The 15,336-nt window shown below is 61.1% G+C and carries 17 protein-coding genes; 3 read left to right on the top strand and 14 right to left on the bottom strand.

Translation table 11 applies throughout. From position 1 onward, the window contains the following. Positions 1-38 precede the first annotated feature (38 nt). From lipB to ACIQY3_RS28835, 11 genes are all read right to left on the bottom strand, one after another. Entirely contained in the window at positions 39-686 is a 648-nt protein-coding gene (gene lipB, locus ACIQY3_RS28885) for a lipoyl(octanoyl) transferase LipB (protein WP_403026651.1), read from the bottom strand. Then, the gene (locus tag ACIQY3_RS28880; protein WP_054052426.1) at positions 686-961 is read right to left on the bottom strand and encodes a DUF493 domain-containing protein; all 276 of its coding nucleotides are present in this window, start codon (positions 959-961) and stop codon (positions 686-688) included. The genes lipB and ACIQY3_RS28880 overlap by 1 nt, the downstream gene beginning before the upstream one ends. A gap of 80 nt (positions 962-1,041) precedes the next feature. Beyond that, entirely contained in the window at positions 1,042-2,199 is a 1,158-nt protein-coding gene (locus tag ACIQY3_RS28875; protein ID WP_149660886.1) for a D-alanyl-D-alanine carboxypeptidase family protein, read from the bottom strand. Positions 2,200-2,381: 182 nt separating this feature from the next. Beyond that, positions 2,382-3,395 (bottom strand): septal ring lytic transglycosylase RlpA family protein, encoded by a 1,014-nt coding sequence (locus tag ACIQY3_RS28870; protein ID WP_403026648.1) that lies wholly within the window; start codon positions 3,393-3,395, stop codon positions 2,382-2,384. Beyond that, entirely contained in the window at positions 3,395-4,402 is a 1,008-nt protein-coding gene (mltB, locus tag ACIQY3_RS28865; RefSeq protein WP_403026645.1) for a lytic murein transglycosylase B, read from the bottom strand. Before mltB ends, ACIQY3_RS28870 begins: the two co-directional genes overlap by 1 nt. Positions 4,403-4,419: 17 nt before the next feature. Beyond that, the gene (rodA, locus tag ACIQY3_RS28860) at positions 4,420-5,523 is read right to left on the bottom strand and encodes a rod shape-determining protein RodA (RefSeq protein ID WP_403026653.1); all 1,104 of its coding nucleotides are present in this window, start codon (positions 5,521-5,523) and stop codon (positions 4,420-4,422) included. 31 nt (positions 5,524-5,554) lie between these two features. Continuing rightward, complete coding sequence (gene mrdA, locus ACIQY3_RS28855) at positions 5,555-7,450, bottom strand: penicillin-binding protein 2 (protein WP_403026643.1); 1,896 nt, start codon at positions 7,448-7,450, stop codon at positions 5,555-5,557. Between the two features lie 10 nt (positions 7,451-7,460). After that, positions 7,461-7,928, bottom strand: a complete 468-nt coding sequence (gene rlmH, locus ACIQY3_RS28850; RefSeq protein ID WP_007937439.1) for a 23S rRNA (pseudouridine(1915)-N(3))-methyltransferase RlmH — start codon at positions 7,926-7,928, stop codon at positions 7,461-7,463. Between the two features lie 9 nt (positions 7,929-7,937). Beyond that, positions 7,938-8,432, bottom strand: a complete 495-nt coding sequence (gene rsfS / locus ACIQY3_RS28845) for a ribosome silencing factor (RefSeq protein WP_403026641.1) — start codon at positions 8,430-8,432, stop codon at positions 7,938-7,940. A gap of 72 nt (positions 8,433-8,504) precedes the next feature. Further along, positions 8,505-9,194, bottom strand: coding sequence for a nicotinate-nucleotide adenylyltransferase (gene nadD / locus ACIQY3_RS28840; protein ID WP_054052411.1), 690 nt, complete (start codon positions 9,192-9,194; stop codon positions 8,505-8,507). 1 nt (position 9,195) lies between these two features. Continuing rightward, positions 9,196-10,467 (bottom strand): glutamate-5-semialdehyde dehydrogenase, encoded by a 1,272-nt coding sequence (locus ACIQY3_RS28835; protein WP_403026636.1) that lies wholly within the window; start codon positions 10,465-10,467, stop codon positions 9,196-9,198. A gap of 176 nt (positions 10,468-10,643) precedes the next feature. Here ACIQY3_RS28835 and ACIQY3_RS28830 point away from each other — a divergent pair, with 176 nt between their 5' ends. Together ACIQY3_RS28830 and ACIQY3_RS28825 are read left to right on the top strand one after the other, a co-directional pair. Beyond that, positions 10,644-11,342 (top strand): DNA-3-methyladenine glycosylase, encoded by a 699-nt coding sequence (locus ACIQY3_RS28830; protein WP_403026632.1) that lies wholly within the window; start codon positions 10,644-10,646, stop codon positions 11,340-11,342. 162 nt (positions 11,343-11,504) lie between these two features. Further along, a complete protein-coding gene (locus ACIQY3_RS28825) occupies positions 11,505-12,821 on the top strand; it encodes a bifunctional DedA family/phosphatase PAP2 family protein (protein WP_403026630.1) in 1,317 nt (438 codons plus the stop codon). Between the two features lie 158 nt (positions 12,822-12,979). On the opposite strand, the gene ACIQY3_RS28820 is transcribed toward ACIQY3_RS28825, so the two are convergent. The 3 genes from ACIQY3_RS28820 to ACIQY3_RS28810 are packed head-to-tail and all read right to left on the bottom strand — an operon-like array spanning position 12,980 to position 14,656. Further along, complete coding sequence (locus tag ACIQY3_RS28820) at positions 12,980-13,570, bottom strand: LON peptidase substrate-binding domain-containing protein (RefSeq protein ID WP_403026627.1); 591 nt, start codon at positions 13,568-13,570, stop codon at positions 12,980-12,982. A 10-nt stretch (positions 13,571-13,580) separates the two neighbouring features. Then, on the bottom strand, positions 13,581-14,297 hold the full coding sequence (locus ACIQY3_RS28815; protein ID WP_403026625.1) for an LrgB family protein: 717 nt from the start codon (positions 14,295-14,297) through the stop codon (positions 13,581-13,583). After that, positions 14,294-14,656, bottom strand: coding sequence for a CidA/LrgA family protein (locus ACIQY3_RS28810; protein WP_403026622.1), 363 nt, complete (start codon positions 14,654-14,656; stop codon positions 14,294-14,296). The genes ACIQY3_RS28815 and ACIQY3_RS28810 overlap by 4 nt, the downstream gene beginning before the upstream one ends. A 195-nt stretch (positions 14,657-14,851) precedes the next feature. On the opposite strand from ACIQY3_RS28810, the gene ACIQY3_RS28805 reads away from it, so the two are divergent. Next, the gene (locus ACIQY3_RS28805; RefSeq protein ID WP_008035756.1) at positions 14,852-15,307 is read left to right on the top strand and encodes a MaoC family dehydratase; all 456 of its coding nucleotides are present in this window, start codon (positions 14,852-14,854) and stop codon (positions 15,305-15,307) included. The last annotated feature ends 29 nt before the right edge of the window (positions 15,308-15,336 follow it).

The raw sequence follows: 15,336 nt of genomic DNA, 5'->3' as shown, positions 1-15,336 counted from the left end.
GCGTCGGGCGCATGGTTTGCACTGCAGCAGGCGTCATATCAGTCGATTCCGCCCGTACGGGTCGTCTGCTCAGCATAGGCGTGGTGTTTGACGAGCTGCGCGCGCAGCCGGGCACTTACCTCGGCAAATTCAATCGATCCTGCGTGATCGCTCAGCTGGGTCATCGCCAGCCCGGCGTAGCCGCAGGGATTAATCCGTCGAAACGGTTCCAGGTTCATGTCCACGTTCAGGGCCAGGCCGTGAAAGGAACAACCGTGGCGGATCCGCAGGCCCAGTGAAGCGATTTTCGCCCCATCGACGTAGACACCTGGCGCGTCTGGCTTGGCTGCGGCGGTGACGCCATAGCTGGCCAGCAACTCGATCAGGCAGTGTTCCATGCGGGTGACCAGGTCACGCACGCCGAAACCCAGTTTGCGCACATCCAGCAACAGGTACGCCACCAATTGGCCGGGGCCATGGTAAGTCACCTGACCGCCGCGATCGACCTGCACCACCGGAATATCTCCGGGAAGCAACAGGTGCTCGGCCTTGCCGGCCTGGCCCTGGGTGAACACCGGAGGGTGTTCCACCAGCCAGATCTCGTCCGCGGCGTCAGAGCCGCGCTCGTTGGTGAAGCGCTGCATGGCATGCCAGACCGGCTCGTAAGCCATCTGGCCGAGCTCACGAAAGCCCAGCGTGCCCGGCATCACAGCACCATGTGCACGAAACCGGTAGCCCGCAACTCGCTATTGATGTCGTACAGCTGGTCTTGACCGGTGGCGATGATGTGCAACTGGATGGTGGTGTACTTGCCGTTGCTGCTCTGGCGTTCGTCCACCTTCTCATCGTTGATCGTCGCGTGTTTCTTGACGATATCGATGATCTTTTGCTTGATGTCGACAATGGTGTCGCCGATCACTTTGATCGGGTAATCATTGGCGGGGAATTCGATCTTTGGCGCCTTTACTTCAGTGTCTGTCATGGCGTAACGGCCTCGTAAGCCGTGGCAACGGACATGGCCCCGTCCCGGGTTGGAACGGAGCCATGCAGGTCCACACTAATTCAGTTGAACAAGCCGTAGAAGAATAGACGGATGCTATCCCACATGCGACGGAAGATACCACCCTCGTCGACCGCGTCCAGAGCGATCAGGTCAGCGCTGTGCACCACCTTGTCGTCCAGTTTCACTTCGACTTTACCGATCACGTCGCCCTTGGCGATTGGCGCAACCAGTTGCGGGTTCATGGTCATGCTGGCGGCGAGCTTTTTCAGCTGGCCTTTTGGCAGGGTCATGGTCAAGTCTTCAGCCAGGCCGGCCTTGACTTGATTGGTGGTGCCTTTCCAGACAGGAGCCTGAGCCAGCTCGGCGCCTTTCTGATAGAAGGTCTGGGTTTCGAAGAAGCGGAAACCGTAGGTCAGCAGCTTCTGGGTTTCGGAGGCGCGCGCCACTTCGCTGTTGGTGCCGAACACCACGGCGATCAGGCGCATGCCATCACGTACGGCCGAAGACACCATGCAGTAGCCAGCTTCGTCGGTGTGACCGGTTTTCAGGCCATCGACAGTCTTGTCGCGCCACAGCAGCAGGTTGCGGTTAGGCTGCTTGATGCCGTTCCAGAAGAACTCTTTCTGCGAGTAGATCGCGTAGTGAGCCGGGTCTTCGTGGATGATTGCGCGAGCCAGCAGCGACATGTCGTGAGCCGACGAGTAGTGCTCAGGGTTCGGCAGGCCGGTCGGGTTCATGAAGTGGCTGTTGGTCATGCCCAGGTCGCCGGCCGTCTTGTTCATCATGTCGGCGAACGCGTCTTCGCTACCGGCGATGTGCTCGGAGAGCGCAACACTGGCGTCGTTACCCGACTGAATGATGATGCCGTGCAGCAAGTCGCTGACCGTCACCTGCGAGCCAACCTTGATGAACATCCGCGAACCGCCGGTACGCCAGGCGTTTTCGCTGACGGTCACCGGGTCATTTTCGCCGATCTGGCCACGACGGATTTCCAGCGTCGCAATGTACGCGGTCATCAGTTTGGTCAGGCTGGCGGGCGGCAGGCGCTGGTCACCGTTGTTCTCGACCAGCACGTTGCCGCTGCTGGCATCCATGAGCACGTAGGATTTGGCGGCCAGTTGCGGTGGCGACGGCATCATTTCTACCGCAAAAGCGGCAGGCGTGATGAACAGCGGGACTAACAGGCACAGGCGTTTGGCAAAGGTGGTGATGTTCATCCGTCTCTCGAAATCGCTAATGGAAACTGCCCAAAGGCAAAACTAATCAGATGACCTTCTAACGGGTCATCGCGTGTTCAGTTGCTCACTCTGTAACCCTTGCCGGGCTTTTGTTCTTAACGAGCCAACAACCAGATTCGCCCCCCAAAACCGCAAGCGAACCTTCAATCAAGTACTGCGTGTTACTCGGCGGTGACCAGGCTCGGCGAACCGAGATTGGCCATTCGCACACTGTTCTGCACTTGCTGGATTTCACCCGGCGAACCCATCGGCCCCAGGCGCACCCGATGCAATGTCTGTTGGTTGCGCACGATCGAACTGATGAACACCGGAGCGCTCACCATCCCGCTGAGCTTCGATCTCAGGAGTTCTGCAGCGTCCGGGTTGGCGAACGCGCCCACCTGCAGATACTGGCCAGAGGCTGGTACAGAAGCGTTTTTTTTTGCACTGGTCGGCACAGGCACGGTGTCCGTGGCGTGTTGCTGCGGCGGTGGCGTCCATTGCTCGACCGTCCCCGCCGAAGCGGTAATGGTCGGCGCGGCATTTTGCGCTACTTGAGGCTCATTGAGCATCAAAGGCGCCGGACGGCCTTTCGCGGCCCACCACTGTTGTGGATCGATACCTTCAACCTTGACCCGTGCCGTGCCGATTTCGGCGTAGCCCAGTTTCTTGGCGGCCGCATAGGACAAATCGATGATGCGGTCCGAGTAGAACGGCCCACGGTCGTTGACTCGCAAAACTACGCTCTTGTTGTTATCCAGGTTGGTCACCCGAACGTAACTTGGCAGCGGTAAGGTCTTGTGCGCGGCACTCATGCCGTACAGGTCGTAGACTTCGCCGTTGGCGGTATTCTGGCCGTGGAACTTGGTGCCGTACCACGACGCCGTGCCCGAAGCGACATAGGTCTTGGAGTCTTGCAGCGGAAAGTAGGTCTTGCCCAGCACGGTGTACGGGTTGGCTTTATAAGGACCGCTGTGCAGGGTCGGCGTGGCGTCCGGGATGCGCGAGACATCCACGTCCCACCACGGCGCGCCATCTTTGTGGGCGCGGTTGATGTCCAGCCCCGGCGTAGCGCGCACGGCGGTGGAGGAAGTTTTCTGCGTCGGCGCGCGGCTGGTCGAACAACTGGCGACCAGCACCGCCAACGCGGCGAATGCCATCAGCTTCAGGGGTTTATTCATAGGCAATGCCCGCATTACTTGACGCCCCGTGCTTGGACCAGCTGTTCAGACAGTTGATGTACGGCCATGGCGTACATCACGCTGCGGTTATAACGCGTGATCGCGTAAAAATTCTTCAGGCCCATCCAGTACTCGGGGCCATTGTCACCTTCCAGGCGGAAAGCCGTAACCGGCATATCATCGCGCAGCGCATCATGACTTGACCACCCCAACGCCCGCAACTCCCCTACGGTTTTCGTCGGTTCGATGCCGGTGGTCAGGCCGGTGTCCACCTGATCGCCCCGCACATCGGCGCGGCTGACCACAGGTTCGCCGGCGACCCAACCGTGACGCTTGAAATAACTGGCGACGCTGCCGATGGCATCGTCCGGGTTGTTCCAGATATTAATGTGGCCGTCACCGTCAAAGTCCACCGCATAGGCGCGAAAACTGCTCGGCATGAACTGCGGCAAGCCCATGGCACCAGCGTAGGAGCCTTTGAGGGTCAACGGATCGACCTGCTCTTCCCGGGCCAGCAGCAGGAATTCACGTAATTCCTTACGGAAGAATTCGGCACGGGGAGGATAGTCGAAACCCAGGGTCGACAACGCGTCGATCACCCGGTAATTGCCGGTATTGCGGCCGAAAAAGGTTTCAACGCCGATGATCGAGACGATCACCTGGGCCGGCACGCCGTATTCCTGCTCGGCCCGGGCCAGTACCGCCTCGTGCTGACGCCAGAAGTCCACACCGCGGGCAATGCGCGCGTCGGTGATGAACATCGGGCGATATTCATTCCACTGTTTAACCCGCTCGGCGGGTTTGGAGATCGCGTCGAGGATCGCCTGTTTGCGCTCGGCTTCGCGGAACACGCCCATCAGCTGTTCACCGGCAAAGCCGTAGTCGCGGGTCATTTCACCGACGAATTCGGCCACCTGGGGTGAGCCTTCGTAATCGCCGGCCCGCGTTTCCGCAGTACCAAGGATGCCTACCAGGCCGACCCACGGCGCGTATCGAGTCGCCCAGCCATGCATTGCTTGCATTGAAATCTTCACCTTATTCAAACCTGTGCGATCCACTTACGATGGGTATGGATCGACATCAAAACCCCAAACGCTGACAGCAGCGTTACCAGCGAAGTTCCTCCGTAGCTAATGAACGGCAACGGCACCCCCACAACCGGCAACAGGCCACTGACCATACCGATGTTGACGAAAACGTAAACAAAAAACGTCATGGTCAGGCTGCCCGCGAGCAATTTGCCGAACAATGTCTGGGCCTGGGCTGTAATCACCAACCCGCGACCGATCAACAACAGGTAAATCAGCAGCAGTGCGCAGATGCCCACCAGGCCGAATTCTTCGCCCAGTACCGCAATAATGAAGTCAGTGTGGCTTTCCGGCAGGAAGTCCAGGTGCGACTGGGTGCCCAGCAGCCAGCCTTTGCCGAATACGCCGCCGGAACCGATGGCGGCCTTGGACTGGATGATGTTCCAGCCAGTGCCCAACGGATCGCTTTCCGGGTCGAGGAAAGTCAGGATTCGCTGCTTCTGGTAGTCGTGCATGATGAAGAACCACATCGCCACCGCCACCGGCACTGCCGCGGCAATCACGCTGAGGATCCAGCGCCAGCGCAGGCCACCCATGAACAGCACGAACGCGCCGCCCGCAAGGATCAGCAGCGAAGTGCCGAGGTCCGGCTGGCGCACGATGAGGATAAACGGCAAGCCGATCAGGAACAGACTGACGCCCACATGCTTGAGCTGCGGCGGCAAGGTGCGTTTGGACAGGTACCAGGCGATGGTCGCCGGCATCAGGATCTTCATGAATTCCGAGGGCTGGAAGCGGATCACCCCGGGAATGTTGATCCAGCGCGTGGCGCCCATGGCGTTGTGGCCCATGACGTCCACCACCACCAGCAACAGCACGCCGAGCACATAACCGATCGGCACCCAACGGGCCATGAAACGCGGTTCGAACTGGGCGATGACGATCATCGACACCAGGCCGATGCCAAACGAAGTGGCTTGCTTGCCCAACAGGTCCCAGCTCTTGCCACTGGCCGAATACAGCACAAACAGGCTGCCGGCGGCGAGGGTCAGCAGCAGGATCAACAATGGGCCATCAATGTGCATGCGTTGCAGCAACGTCGCACGGCGACGCATCACGTCCTCACTGGAGAGGATGCGATCGAAATTACTCTTCACGGGCCGTAGCCTCCGCGCTGATAGGGCCGGCGTATTCCGGTTTGAGTCGGCCATCCTGGTCCAGGAGCCAGGCATCCATCACTTGTCGCACCACAGGCGCCGCGACGCCGGAGCCGGACTCGCCGTTCTCGACCATCACCGACACCACGATTTTCGGGTTATCCGCCGGCGCGAAGCCGACAAACAAGGCGTGGTCGCGGTGGCGTTCCTGCACCTTGGAGCGGTCGTACTTCTCGCCCTGCTTGATCGCGACCACCTGGGCCGTACCGCTTTTACCGGCGATCCGGTACTGCGAACCGATGGCGGCTTTGCGCGCCGTACCGCGAGCGCCGTGCATCACTTGTTGCATGCCGTGGTTGACCTTGGTCCAGTCGGACGGGTCGCGCAGGACGATGTCCGGCATCGGGTTTTCATCCTTCGGCTTTTCGCCCTCGACGGTCTTGGCCAGGTGCGGACGGTTCCACACTCCTTTGTTGGCCACCAGCGCCGTGGCTTGGGCCAGTTGCAGCGGCGTGGACTGCATGTAGCCCTGGCCGATCCCCAGAATCAGGGTTTCGCCCGGGAACCAGGCCTGACGCCGGGTCGCACGCTTCCATTCCCGGGACGGCATCAAGCCTGGGGATTCTTCGAACATGTCCAGCGAGACCTTCTGGCCAATGCCGAACTTGCCCAAGTACGAGGACAACCGGTCGATGCCCAGCTTGTGGGCCAGGTCATAGAAGTAGGTGTCGTTGGAACGCATGATCGCCGTGTCCAGGTCCACGTACCCGTCGCCGGTACGGTTCCAGTTACGGTATTTGTGATCGTAGTTGGGCAGCATGTAGTAGCCGGGGTCGAAGACCCGGGTCGAGGCCGTCACCACACCGGAGTCCAGGCCGGCAATCGCCACCGCTGGCTTGATCGTCGAGCCCGGCGGGTACAGACCGCGCAGCACGCGGTTGAACAATGGCCGATCGATGGAATCGCGCAACTCGGCGTAGGCCTTGAAGCTGATGCCGGTGACGAACAGGTTCGGATCGAAACTCGGCTGGCTGACCATGGCCAGGACTTCGCCGGTGTTCGGGTCCAGCGCGACGACCGCACCACGGCGACCGCCGAGTGCCAATTCGGCAGCTTCCTGCAATTTGATGTCCAGGCTCAGGACGATGTCCTTGCCGGGAATCGGATCGGTGCGCTTGAGCACGCGCAAGACGCGGCCCCGAGCGTTGGTCTCGACTTCTTCGTAACCCACCTGGCCGTGCAGCTCGGGCTCGTAGAAGCGCTCGATACCGGTCTTGCCAATTTGATGAGTACCGCTGTAACCGACCGGGTCCAGCGTCTTGAGCTCTTTCTCGTTGATCCGGCCCATGTAGCCCACGGAATGCGCAAAGTGCGCGCCCTGGGGGTAATGCCGCACCAACTGCGCGACCACTTCCACACCCGGCAGCCGGAACTGATTCACCGCGATCCGAGCGATCTGCTCTTCGGTCAGCTCGAACAGAATCGGCACCGGCTCGAATGGCCGACGCCCCTGCTTCATGCGTTTCTCGAAGATCCCCCGGTCCTCGGGCGTCAGTTCCAGCACCTGGACGATCACGTCGAGCACTTGCTGCCAGTCGCCGGAGCGCTCGCGGGTCATGCTCAGGCTGAAGCTGGGCCGGTTATCGGCCACCACCACGCCATTACGGTCGAAGATCAGCCCACGGGTCGGCGGAATCGGCTGTACGTGGACGCGGTTGTTTTCCGACAGGGTCGAGTGGTACTCGTACTGGATGACCTGAAGGAAATACAGCCGCGCGATCAGCACGCAGATCAGCGCCACCACCGCAATTGCCCCGAACACGACGCGGCCACGCACCAGACGGGCGTCTTTTTCGTGGTCCTTGATGCGGATCGGCTGGGACATGAGGGCAAAACTACTTGTGGTAAGGGTGGCCGGACAGGACTGTCCAGGCACGATACAACTGTTCGCCGATCAGAATCCGCACCAGCGGGTGCGGCAACGTCAACGGCGACAACGACCAACGCTGATCAGCCCGGGCACAGACTTCCGGCGCCAGCCCTTCGGGACCGCCGACCATGAAATTCACCGTGCGCGAGTCCAGCCGCCAGCGATCGAGTTCGACCGCCAGTTGCTCGGTGCTCCAGGGCTTGCCGTGGACTTCGAGGGTGACAACCCGCTCGTTCGGCCCGACCTTGGCCAGCATGGCTTCGCCTTCCTGACGGATGAAGCGCGCCACGTCGGCGTTTTTGCCACGGGTATTGAGCGGTATTTCCACCAGTTCCAGCGCCAGCTCGGACGGAAGACGCTTGGCATATTCATGCCAGCCTTCTTCCACCCATTTGGGCATGCGTGAACCGACGGCGATCAGTCGCAGTCGCACAGCGGTCCCTTATTGCTGGTCTTTGTTGAGCTTGATGAAATGCTCGTGGGTGTTTTCCGGGCTGTGGTGGGCCGCGTTCAGGGCACGGCTCTGTTCAGCGCCGGACCACAGACGCTCGAGGTCGTAAAACTGACGAGCCGAAGCGGTCATCATGTGCACGATCACGTCGTCCATATCCAGCAGGACCCAGTCGCTGTCGCCCTTGCCTTCTTCACCCAATGGCTTGACGCCCAGGGCTTTGACGGCTTCGCGGACTTTGTCCAGCATCGCGCCGATCTGGCGGTTCGAGGTACCGGTGGCGATGATCATGTAGTCAGTGATGCTCTGCTTTTCGCGAACGTCGATGACCTGGATGTCCTGGCCCTTCACGTCTTCCAGGGCGGCTACGGCAATCTTGACCAGCTCATCACCCTTCAGGGGCTCGTTGGTAAGGACCGGTTCAGGCAGCGGGGCGCTCTTGAACGTGCCTTTGCGCTTTACTTTAGTTACGTCTTTGTTCGTCATATAAAACTCGTTTTGCTCGTATGTTCGGGCGCTTCAATACACGTCATTCGTGCCTGGAAGCGTGCCCTCTTTTCAGTTCGACGCACGGTACAGACCGTGCGCATCGATGTAGGCCAGGACCGCGTCGGGCACCAGGAAACGTACCGACTTACCGCTGGCCAGCAGTTGACGGATCTGGGTGGCGGATACCGCGAGCGGTGTCTGCCAGACGAATGCAATCTGTCCGCTCGGCCCTTTGAGGGCCAGCGGGTCGCTCACCGAGCGTGCCGCCAACAGATTGCGCAAGGCATCCGGCGGTTCGCTGTCGGCATCCGGGCGTTGCAGCACCAGGATGTGGCAATGCTGGAGCAACTCTTCCCAGCGGTGCCAAGTGGGCAGGCCGCAAAATGCGTCCCAGCCCAAAAGTAGAAAAACCTGGGTATCCGCGGCCATTTCGGCGCGCATCAATTCCAGGGTATCGATAGTGTAGGACGGTTTGTCCCGCTGCAATTCGCGGGCGTCCACCACCAACGGCGCCACACCGGCCACCGCGCACTCGACCATCGCCAGACGGTCCTGCGCCGAGACCTGCGGCGTGTCCCGATGGGGCGGCCTGGCACTGGGTGTCAGTCGCAGCTCATCGAGGCCCAGGGACTCGGCCACTTCCAGTGCACCGCGCAAATGGCCGATGTGCACCGGGTCGAAGGTTCCGCCCAGCACGCCAATGCGTCGAGGCCCAGCCTCGCCGGCAATGACCGGGGCTGACGGGTCGAGGTCGCCCAAGTCAGACCGACTCCTGTCCGCGCAACTGGCCGTCACCGACCACGATGTACTTCTCGCAGGTCAGACCTTCGAGGCCCACCGGGCCGCGGGCGTGCAGCTTATCAGTAGAAATGCCAATCTCGGCACCCAATCCGTATTCAAAGCCATCGGCGAAGCAGGTCGGCGTGTTGATCATCACCGACGACGAGTCGACTTCCGCGACGAAACGCCGGGTATCGGCCAGGTATTCGCTGACGATGGAGTCGGTGTGGTGGGAGCCGTACCGGTTGATGTGCTCGATGGCCTGGTCCAGACCGTCGACCACGCGGATCGACAGAATCGGCGCCAGGTACTCGGTGCTCCAGTCGTCTTCAGTGGCCGCGACGGCCTCGATAATCGCCCGGGTGCGCTCGCAACCGCGCAGCTCGACGCCTTTTTCGCGGAACTGGGCCGCCATCGACGGCAGGAAATCTTTGGCAACGCTTTGATCCACCAGCAAGGTTTCCATCGCGCCGCAGATGCCATAACGGTAGGTTTTGGCGTTGAACGCGATGCGCTGGGCTTTCGGCAGCTCGGCGTGTTCGCTGACGTAGACGTGGCAGATGCCGTCCAGGTGTTTGATCACCGGCACGCGGGCGTCGCGGCTGACTCGCTCGATCAAGCCACGACCGCCACGGGGCACGATGACGTCCACGTATTCAGGCATGGTGATCAGCGCGCCGACGGCAGCACGGTCGGTGGTTTCGACCACTTGCACCACGGCAGCCGGCAGATCGGCCTCGGCCAGGCCGCGCTGGATGCAGGCGGCAATGGCACGGTTGGAATGAATCGCTTCGGAACCGCCACGCAGGATGGTCGCGTTGCCCGACTTAAGGCACAGGCTGGCGGCGTCGATGGTCACATTGGGACGGGATTCGTAGATGATCCCGATCACGCCGAGCGGCACGCGCATCTTGCCGACCTGAATGCCCGACGGGCGAAAGCTCATGTCGCGGATCGCGCCGACCGGGTCCGGCAACGCGGCAACCTGGCGCAGGCCGACGATCATTCCGTCGATGCGCGCCGGGGTCAGCGCAAGGCGTTCCAGCAAAGCCGGCTCAAGACCGTTGGCCCGACCAGCGGCCAAGTCCAGCTCATTGGCAGCCGTCAACTCGGCACGCGCAGCGTCCAGCGCATTGGCAGCAGCCTGCAAGGCGCGGTTTTTCTGCGCAGTGCTGGCACGGCCGATGATGCGCGACGCTTCACGGGCAGCGCGACCCAGGCGGGTCATGTAGTCGAGGACGGACTCAGTCATGTCTGATGGGGTCTTGGCAAAGATGAAAGCGGCAGATTATAGCTGTCGCGTCCTAGGACTAACAGCGGTGACGGGCGGATGGTCGAAATGGAGGGCAATTTGCCGACGTTCAGCCGTGATTAAGCTGCAAATTGTTATCATCACCGCTCATTCAGCCCTGATAAACGCCGTTCATCATGTCCAACCTGACTGTTCGCGCCCCTCTTGCGGCCCTGCCCACGGCACTGCCGGACGCTTTTTTCGACCGCGACGCGCAAACCCTGGCCCGGGAATTACTGGGCAAAGTCATCCGTCACCGGGTCGGCGACCTGTGGCTCAGCGCCCGGATCATCGAGACCGAGGCCTATTACTGCGAAGAAAAAGGCAGCCACGCGTCCCTCGGCTACACAGAAAAGCGTAAGGCTTTGTTTCTGGATGGCGGCCACATCTATATGTATTACGCCCGGGGCGGTGATTCGCTGAACTTCAGCGCCCAAGGGCCGGGCAACGCGGTGCTGATCAAATCCGCCTATCCGTGGGTCGATGAATTGAGCGGGCCGGCGAGCCTGGCGCAGATGCTGCTGAACAATCCCGACGCCCAAGGTCGCCCGCGCCCGTCGCAAAAACTCTGCGCCGGCCAGACGCTGCTGTGCAAGTCGCTGGGTTTGAAGGTGCCGGTCTGGGATGCCAAGCGCTTTGATCATGAAGTGCTGCTGGTGCAAGACGTCGGCCCCGCGCCCGCCCACATTATTCAAACCACCCGCCTGGGCATTCCCCATGGCCGTGACGAACACCTGATGTACCGTTTTGTGGACGCGGCGTATGCGCCGTATTGCACGCGGAACCCGCTGCGCCGGGGGCAGGTCGAAGGGCGCGATTATTTTTTGCTTCCCTGACTAACAGCAGGACCATTGTGGGAGCGGACTTGCTCGCGAAGGCGGTGTGTCAGGCGATATTGATGTCGACTGACACGGCCTCTTCGCGAGCAAGCCCGCTCCCACAGGGGATCTGTGGTGTTTTGAAGATTGAGTTTTTCCTTTTTCAATGGAGTTGTAGGTATGGGCCCATGGCTCGATAGCATCACTGGTTGGTTGACAGTCAATCCACAGTGGCTGGCCGCCGCGGTGTTCATAGTGGCGTGTGTGGAATGCCTGGCGATTGCCGGGTTGATCGTGCCGGGCACCGTTTTGCTGTTTGCCGTGGCGGTGCTGGCGGGCAGTGGTGCGTTGTCCCTGGGCGAAACGTTGTTGCTGGGGTTTCTCGGTGGCTTGCTGGGTGACGTGGTTTCCTACTTCCTGGGACGACATTTCCACCAGAACATCCGGCGCCTGCCCGGTTTGCGTCATCACCCGGAATGGATCGCCGGGGTCGAGTCCTACTTCCAGCGCTACGGCATCGCCAGCCTTCTTGTCGGGCGCTTCATCGGCCCGTTGCGGCCGATGCTGCCGATGGTCGCCGGGATGTTCGACATGCCCTTCCCGCGCTTCGCCGCCGTCAGCCTGTTGGCCGCCGCCGGCTGGAGCATCGCCTACCTGCTGCCGGGTTGGGCCACGGGGGCGGCGATTCGCCTGCCACTGCCGGACGGTTTCTGGCCGGAAGCCGGGATTGTCGCCGGCAGCATCGCAGTGATGATCGGCTTGAGCGTCACCAGCAGCTTGCGTCGTCATCGTCACGCCACGGCCTATATTGCCGGCCTGGGCCTGGTGATTCTGATCGGACTGTTTATCGGCTATCCGCACCTGACCGCCCTCGACCAGGGCTTGATGACTCTGGTGCAGGAACACCGCAGCCCGATGCTCGATGAAGTGGCCGTGACGTTCACGCTGATTGGTGAATTCCGCAACATGCTGGTGTTCAGCGCCCTGCTGACCGGGTTGCTGCTGCTCACCCGGCAATGGCGCCAGGCGATTTTCGCCGGGGGCGCGCTGTTGTTCACCGCACTCGGCAACACCGTAACCAAGCACTTTTTCGCCCGAATGCGCCCGGAAGTGCTGAGCGACCCGCTGACCAGTTACAGCATGCCCAGCGGCCACGCCTCGGGCTCTTTCGCGCTGTTCCTCGCCATCGCCGTCCTGGCCGGACGCGGACAACCGCCCCGCATGCGCCTGACCTGGCTCCTATTGGGCTGCTTGCCGGCGCTGGCGATTGCGTTGTCGCGGGTCTATTTGGGCGCGCATTGGCCAACGGACGTGCTGGCCGGCGCGATGCTGGCGGCCGGGGTCTGTGCGGCGAGCCTGTGGCTGAGCCAACGCCAGACGCCGCTCAACGCCATGCCGCCGAAGGTCTGGTGGCTGGTGTTGCCGTCGATGCTGGTGCTGTTTGGCTTTTTCGCGCTGCGGCATCTGCCACACATGATGTTGCGTTACGCGTATTGAAGATCGGAGGCGACCGCTGCCTTGTAGCAGCTGCCGAGCCCGCGAGGCTGCGTTCGACTGCGTAGCAGTCGCCATTCAGACACACCACATACTCAGGATTTGCGAGGACTTCGTCCTCGAACGCAGCCTCGCGAGCTCGGCAGCTGCTACGGGCGATCTCAGGCAAACAACTCGCCCTGCAACTCATCCAGCAACGCCTGAATCGCATCCAGTCGCTGCTGCGGATCGTCGAGTTGCAGCAGGTCGATCTTGTCCACCTCGGCAAATGGCAGCAGGTACGCCAATTGATTGGCCAATGATTGTTGCCCGGTTGCTTCGGTGCCCATGTTCAGCGCCTCGACCATCGGGTGTTCGGCCAGGGCCTTGAGCAACGCCACCAGGTCGGCGTCTTCATCCTGCAACGGTTGTTCGGGCTCGTCTTCCAGCCACTCGACGTCGGCGATGGTCAGGTGATCGCGCTGCACTTGCGAGCGCAAGACGTGGAAACGCCGCCCACCCTGCACGCGAATCCCCAACAAGCCGTTGTCCTGCTGCTTGAAGTCGGTGATCAGGGCTTCACAGCCCACCAGCGCATAACCCGCCGGGGCGATGCCGACTTCTTCGCCATCGAGGATGCACACCACGCCGAAGCCGCTGCCTTGTTTCATGCAGCGGCTGATCATGTCCAGGTAGCGCGCCTCGAAAATCTGCAAGTCGAGGATGCAACCGGGGAACAGCACCGTGTTCAGCGGAAAAAGCGGCAAGCTCATAGACATTTCCTTACACCACCATCGACACGGCCAACGGCAGGAACACCGCCGTCGCCACGCCCATCAGACTCATCGCCAGCGCCGCAAAGGCGCCGCATTCTTCACTTTCCTGTAACGCCACCGACGTACCGACCGCGTGGGCGGTCATCCCTAACGCCATTCCGCGCGCCTCGGGGCTGTGGACGCCGAGCCGGGTCAACAGGCTCGGGCCGAAAATCGCACCGATCACACCAGTAATCAACACGAACACCGCCGCCAGCGCCGCGACACCACCAATCTGTTCGGCCACCAGCATGGCAATCGGCGAGGTCACGGATTTCGGTGCCATGGTCATCAGGATCATGTGTTCGGCACCGAACCACCAGCCCAGCAACACGCCCATGCCCGTGGCGACCACGCCGCCTATCACCAGCGTAGTAAATATCGGCCAGAATAACTGCCGAATCCGTCGCAGGTTCAAGTACAGCGGCACCGCCAGGGCAACGGTGGCAGGCCCCAGCAAGATGCTGAGGATCTCGGTGCTCTTGCGGTACTCGGCGTAGCTCAGGCCACAGGTCAGCAGCACGCCAATCACCAGCACCATCGAAACCAGCACCGGTTGCAGGAAGATCCAGCGGGTTTTTTCGAACGCCGCGAGCACCAATTGATAAGCGCCCAGGGTAATGCCGATGCCGAACAGCGGATGGTGAATCACCGAATTCAGGGCGCCTTGCCAGTCGAGGATCATGAGCGATCCCCACGCTGGGCGTGACGCTTGACCAGACGCTGCATCAGCACCCCGACGAAGGCCATGGACAGCAGCAGCGACAGCACCAGCGCACCGGAGATCGCCCAGAAGTCCGCGGCAATATCCTTGGCGTAAACCATCACGCCCACCGCCGGCGGCACCAGCAGCAGCGGCAGGTAACGCAGCAAACTGCCGGCGGCCAGGTTCAGCGGCTCACCGACCTCGCCACGACAAATCAGAAACACCAGCAACAACAGCAGGCCGACAATCGGCCCCGGCAGCACCGGTAAAAACAGGTGGTTGATGGCTGTGCCCAGCAATTGGAACAGCACCAGCCAGGTCAGGCCACGTAACAACATCCAGCATCTCCCACGCTTTTCCCCAGCAAGAAGGGGGCCGGGCATTATAAGCATGCATACGCTATACACCGGCATTCGCCAAAAGCATGGTCAGTTGACCGGAGCAATTTGCCATGTTGATCTAAAGTGGTAATCCGGGAGGTCAAATCCCCCCACCTCAAAACTATAAAACCGATGAACCCAAGGAGAGTCTCAATGCCCTATGTTCCCGTTGCAGAGCTCAAAGATTATGTCGGCAAGGAACTTGGACGTTCCGAATGGCTCACCATCGATCAGGAGCGCATCAACCTGTTCGCCGAAGCCACCGGGGATTATCAGTTCATTCACGTCGACCCGGTCAAAGCCGCGCAAACGCCATTTGGCAGCACCATTGCCCACGGTTTCCTGTCGCTGTCGCTGATCCCCAAACTGATGGAAGACATCCTGATCCTGCCGGAAGGCTTGAAGATGGTGGTCAATTACGGCCTCGACAGCGTGCGTTTCATCCAGCCGGTCAAGGTCAACTCGAAAGTGCGGCTCAAGGTCGACCTGACCGAAGTCACCGAGAAGAAACCCGGCCAGTGGTTGCTCAAGGCCACCGCCACCCTTGAGATAGAAGGCTCGGACAAACCGGCGTACATCGCTGAACCACTGTCCCTCTGTTTCGTGTAAACCATCCCGAATGCGAAGCAGCGCACGCT

Source organism: Pseudomonas sp. NPDC096950 (assembly GCF_044762525.1).
Taxonomy (GTDB): Bacteria; Pseudomonadota; Gammaproteobacteria; order Pseudomonadales; family Pseudomonadaceae; genus Aquipseudomonas.
The sequence above is the reverse complement of the archived record's forward strand: the minus strand, read 5'-3'. Positions and strand labels throughout refer to the sequence as shown.

What these genes read in the sequence shown, in the direction of transcription:
- lipB (WP_403026651.1), bottom strand. Translation starts at nt 686, where the DNA reads ATGCCGGGCACGCTGGGCTTTCGTGAGCTCGGCCAGATGGCTTACGAG.
- ACIQY3_RS28880 (WP_054052426.1), bottom strand. Translation starts at nt 961, where the DNA reads ATGACAGACACTGAAGTAAAGGCGCCAAAGATCGAATTCCCCGCCAAT.
- ACIQY3_RS28875 (WP_149660886.1), bottom strand. Translation starts at nt 2,199, where the DNA reads ATGAACATCACCACCTTTGCCAAACGCCTGTGCCTGTTAGTCCCGCTG.
- ACIQY3_RS28870 (WP_403026648.1), bottom strand. Translation starts at nt 3,395, where the DNA reads ATGCGGGCATTGCCTATGAATAAACCCCTGAAGCTGATGGCATTCGCC.
- mltB (WP_403026645.1), bottom strand. Translation starts at nt 4,402, where the DNA reads ATGCAAGCAATGCATGGCTGGGCGACTCGATACGCGCCGTGGGTCGGC.
- rodA (WP_403026653.1), bottom strand. Translation starts at nt 5,523, where the DNA reads ATGCGTCGCCGTGCGACGTTGCTGCAACGCATGCACATTGATGGCCCA.
- mrdA (WP_403026643.1), bottom strand. Translation starts at nt 7,450, where the DNA reads ATGTCCCAGCCGATCCGCATCAAGGACCACGAAAAAGACGCCCGTCTG.
- rsfS (WP_403026641.1), bottom strand. Translation starts at nt 8,432, where the DNA reads ATGACGAACAAAGACGTAACTAAAGTAAAGCGCAAAGGCACGTTCAAG.
- ACIQY3_RS28835 (WP_403026636.1), bottom strand. Translation starts at nt 10,467, where the DNA reads ATGACTGAGTCCGTCCTCGACTACATGACCCGCCTGGGTCGCGCTGCC.
- ACIQY3_RS28830 (WP_403026632.1), top strand. Translation starts at nt 10,644, where the DNA reads ATGTCCAACCTGACTGTTCGCGCCCCTCTTGCGGCCCTGCCCACGGCA.
- ACIQY3_RS28825 (WP_403026630.1), top strand. Translation starts at nt 11,505, where the DNA reads ATGGGCCCATGGCTCGATAGCATCACTGGTTGGTTGACAGTCAATCCA.
- ACIQY3_RS28820 (WP_403026627.1), bottom strand. Translation starts at nt 13,570, where the DNA reads ATGAGCTTGCCGCTTTTTCCGCTGAACACGGTGCTGTTCCCCGGTTGC.
- ACIQY3_RS28815 (WP_403026625.1), bottom strand. Translation starts at nt 14,297, where the DNA reads ATGATCCTCGACTGGCAAGGCGCCCTGAATTCGGTGATTCACCATCCG.
- ACIQY3_RS28810 (WP_403026622.1), bottom strand. Translation starts at nt 14,656, where the DNA reads ATGTTGTTACGTGGCCTGACCTGGCTGGTGCTGTTCCAATTGCTGGGC.
- ACIQY3_RS28805 (WP_008035756.1), top strand. Translation starts at nt 14,852, where the DNA reads ATGCCCTATGTTCCCGTTGCAGAGCTCAAAGATTATGTCGGCAAGGAA.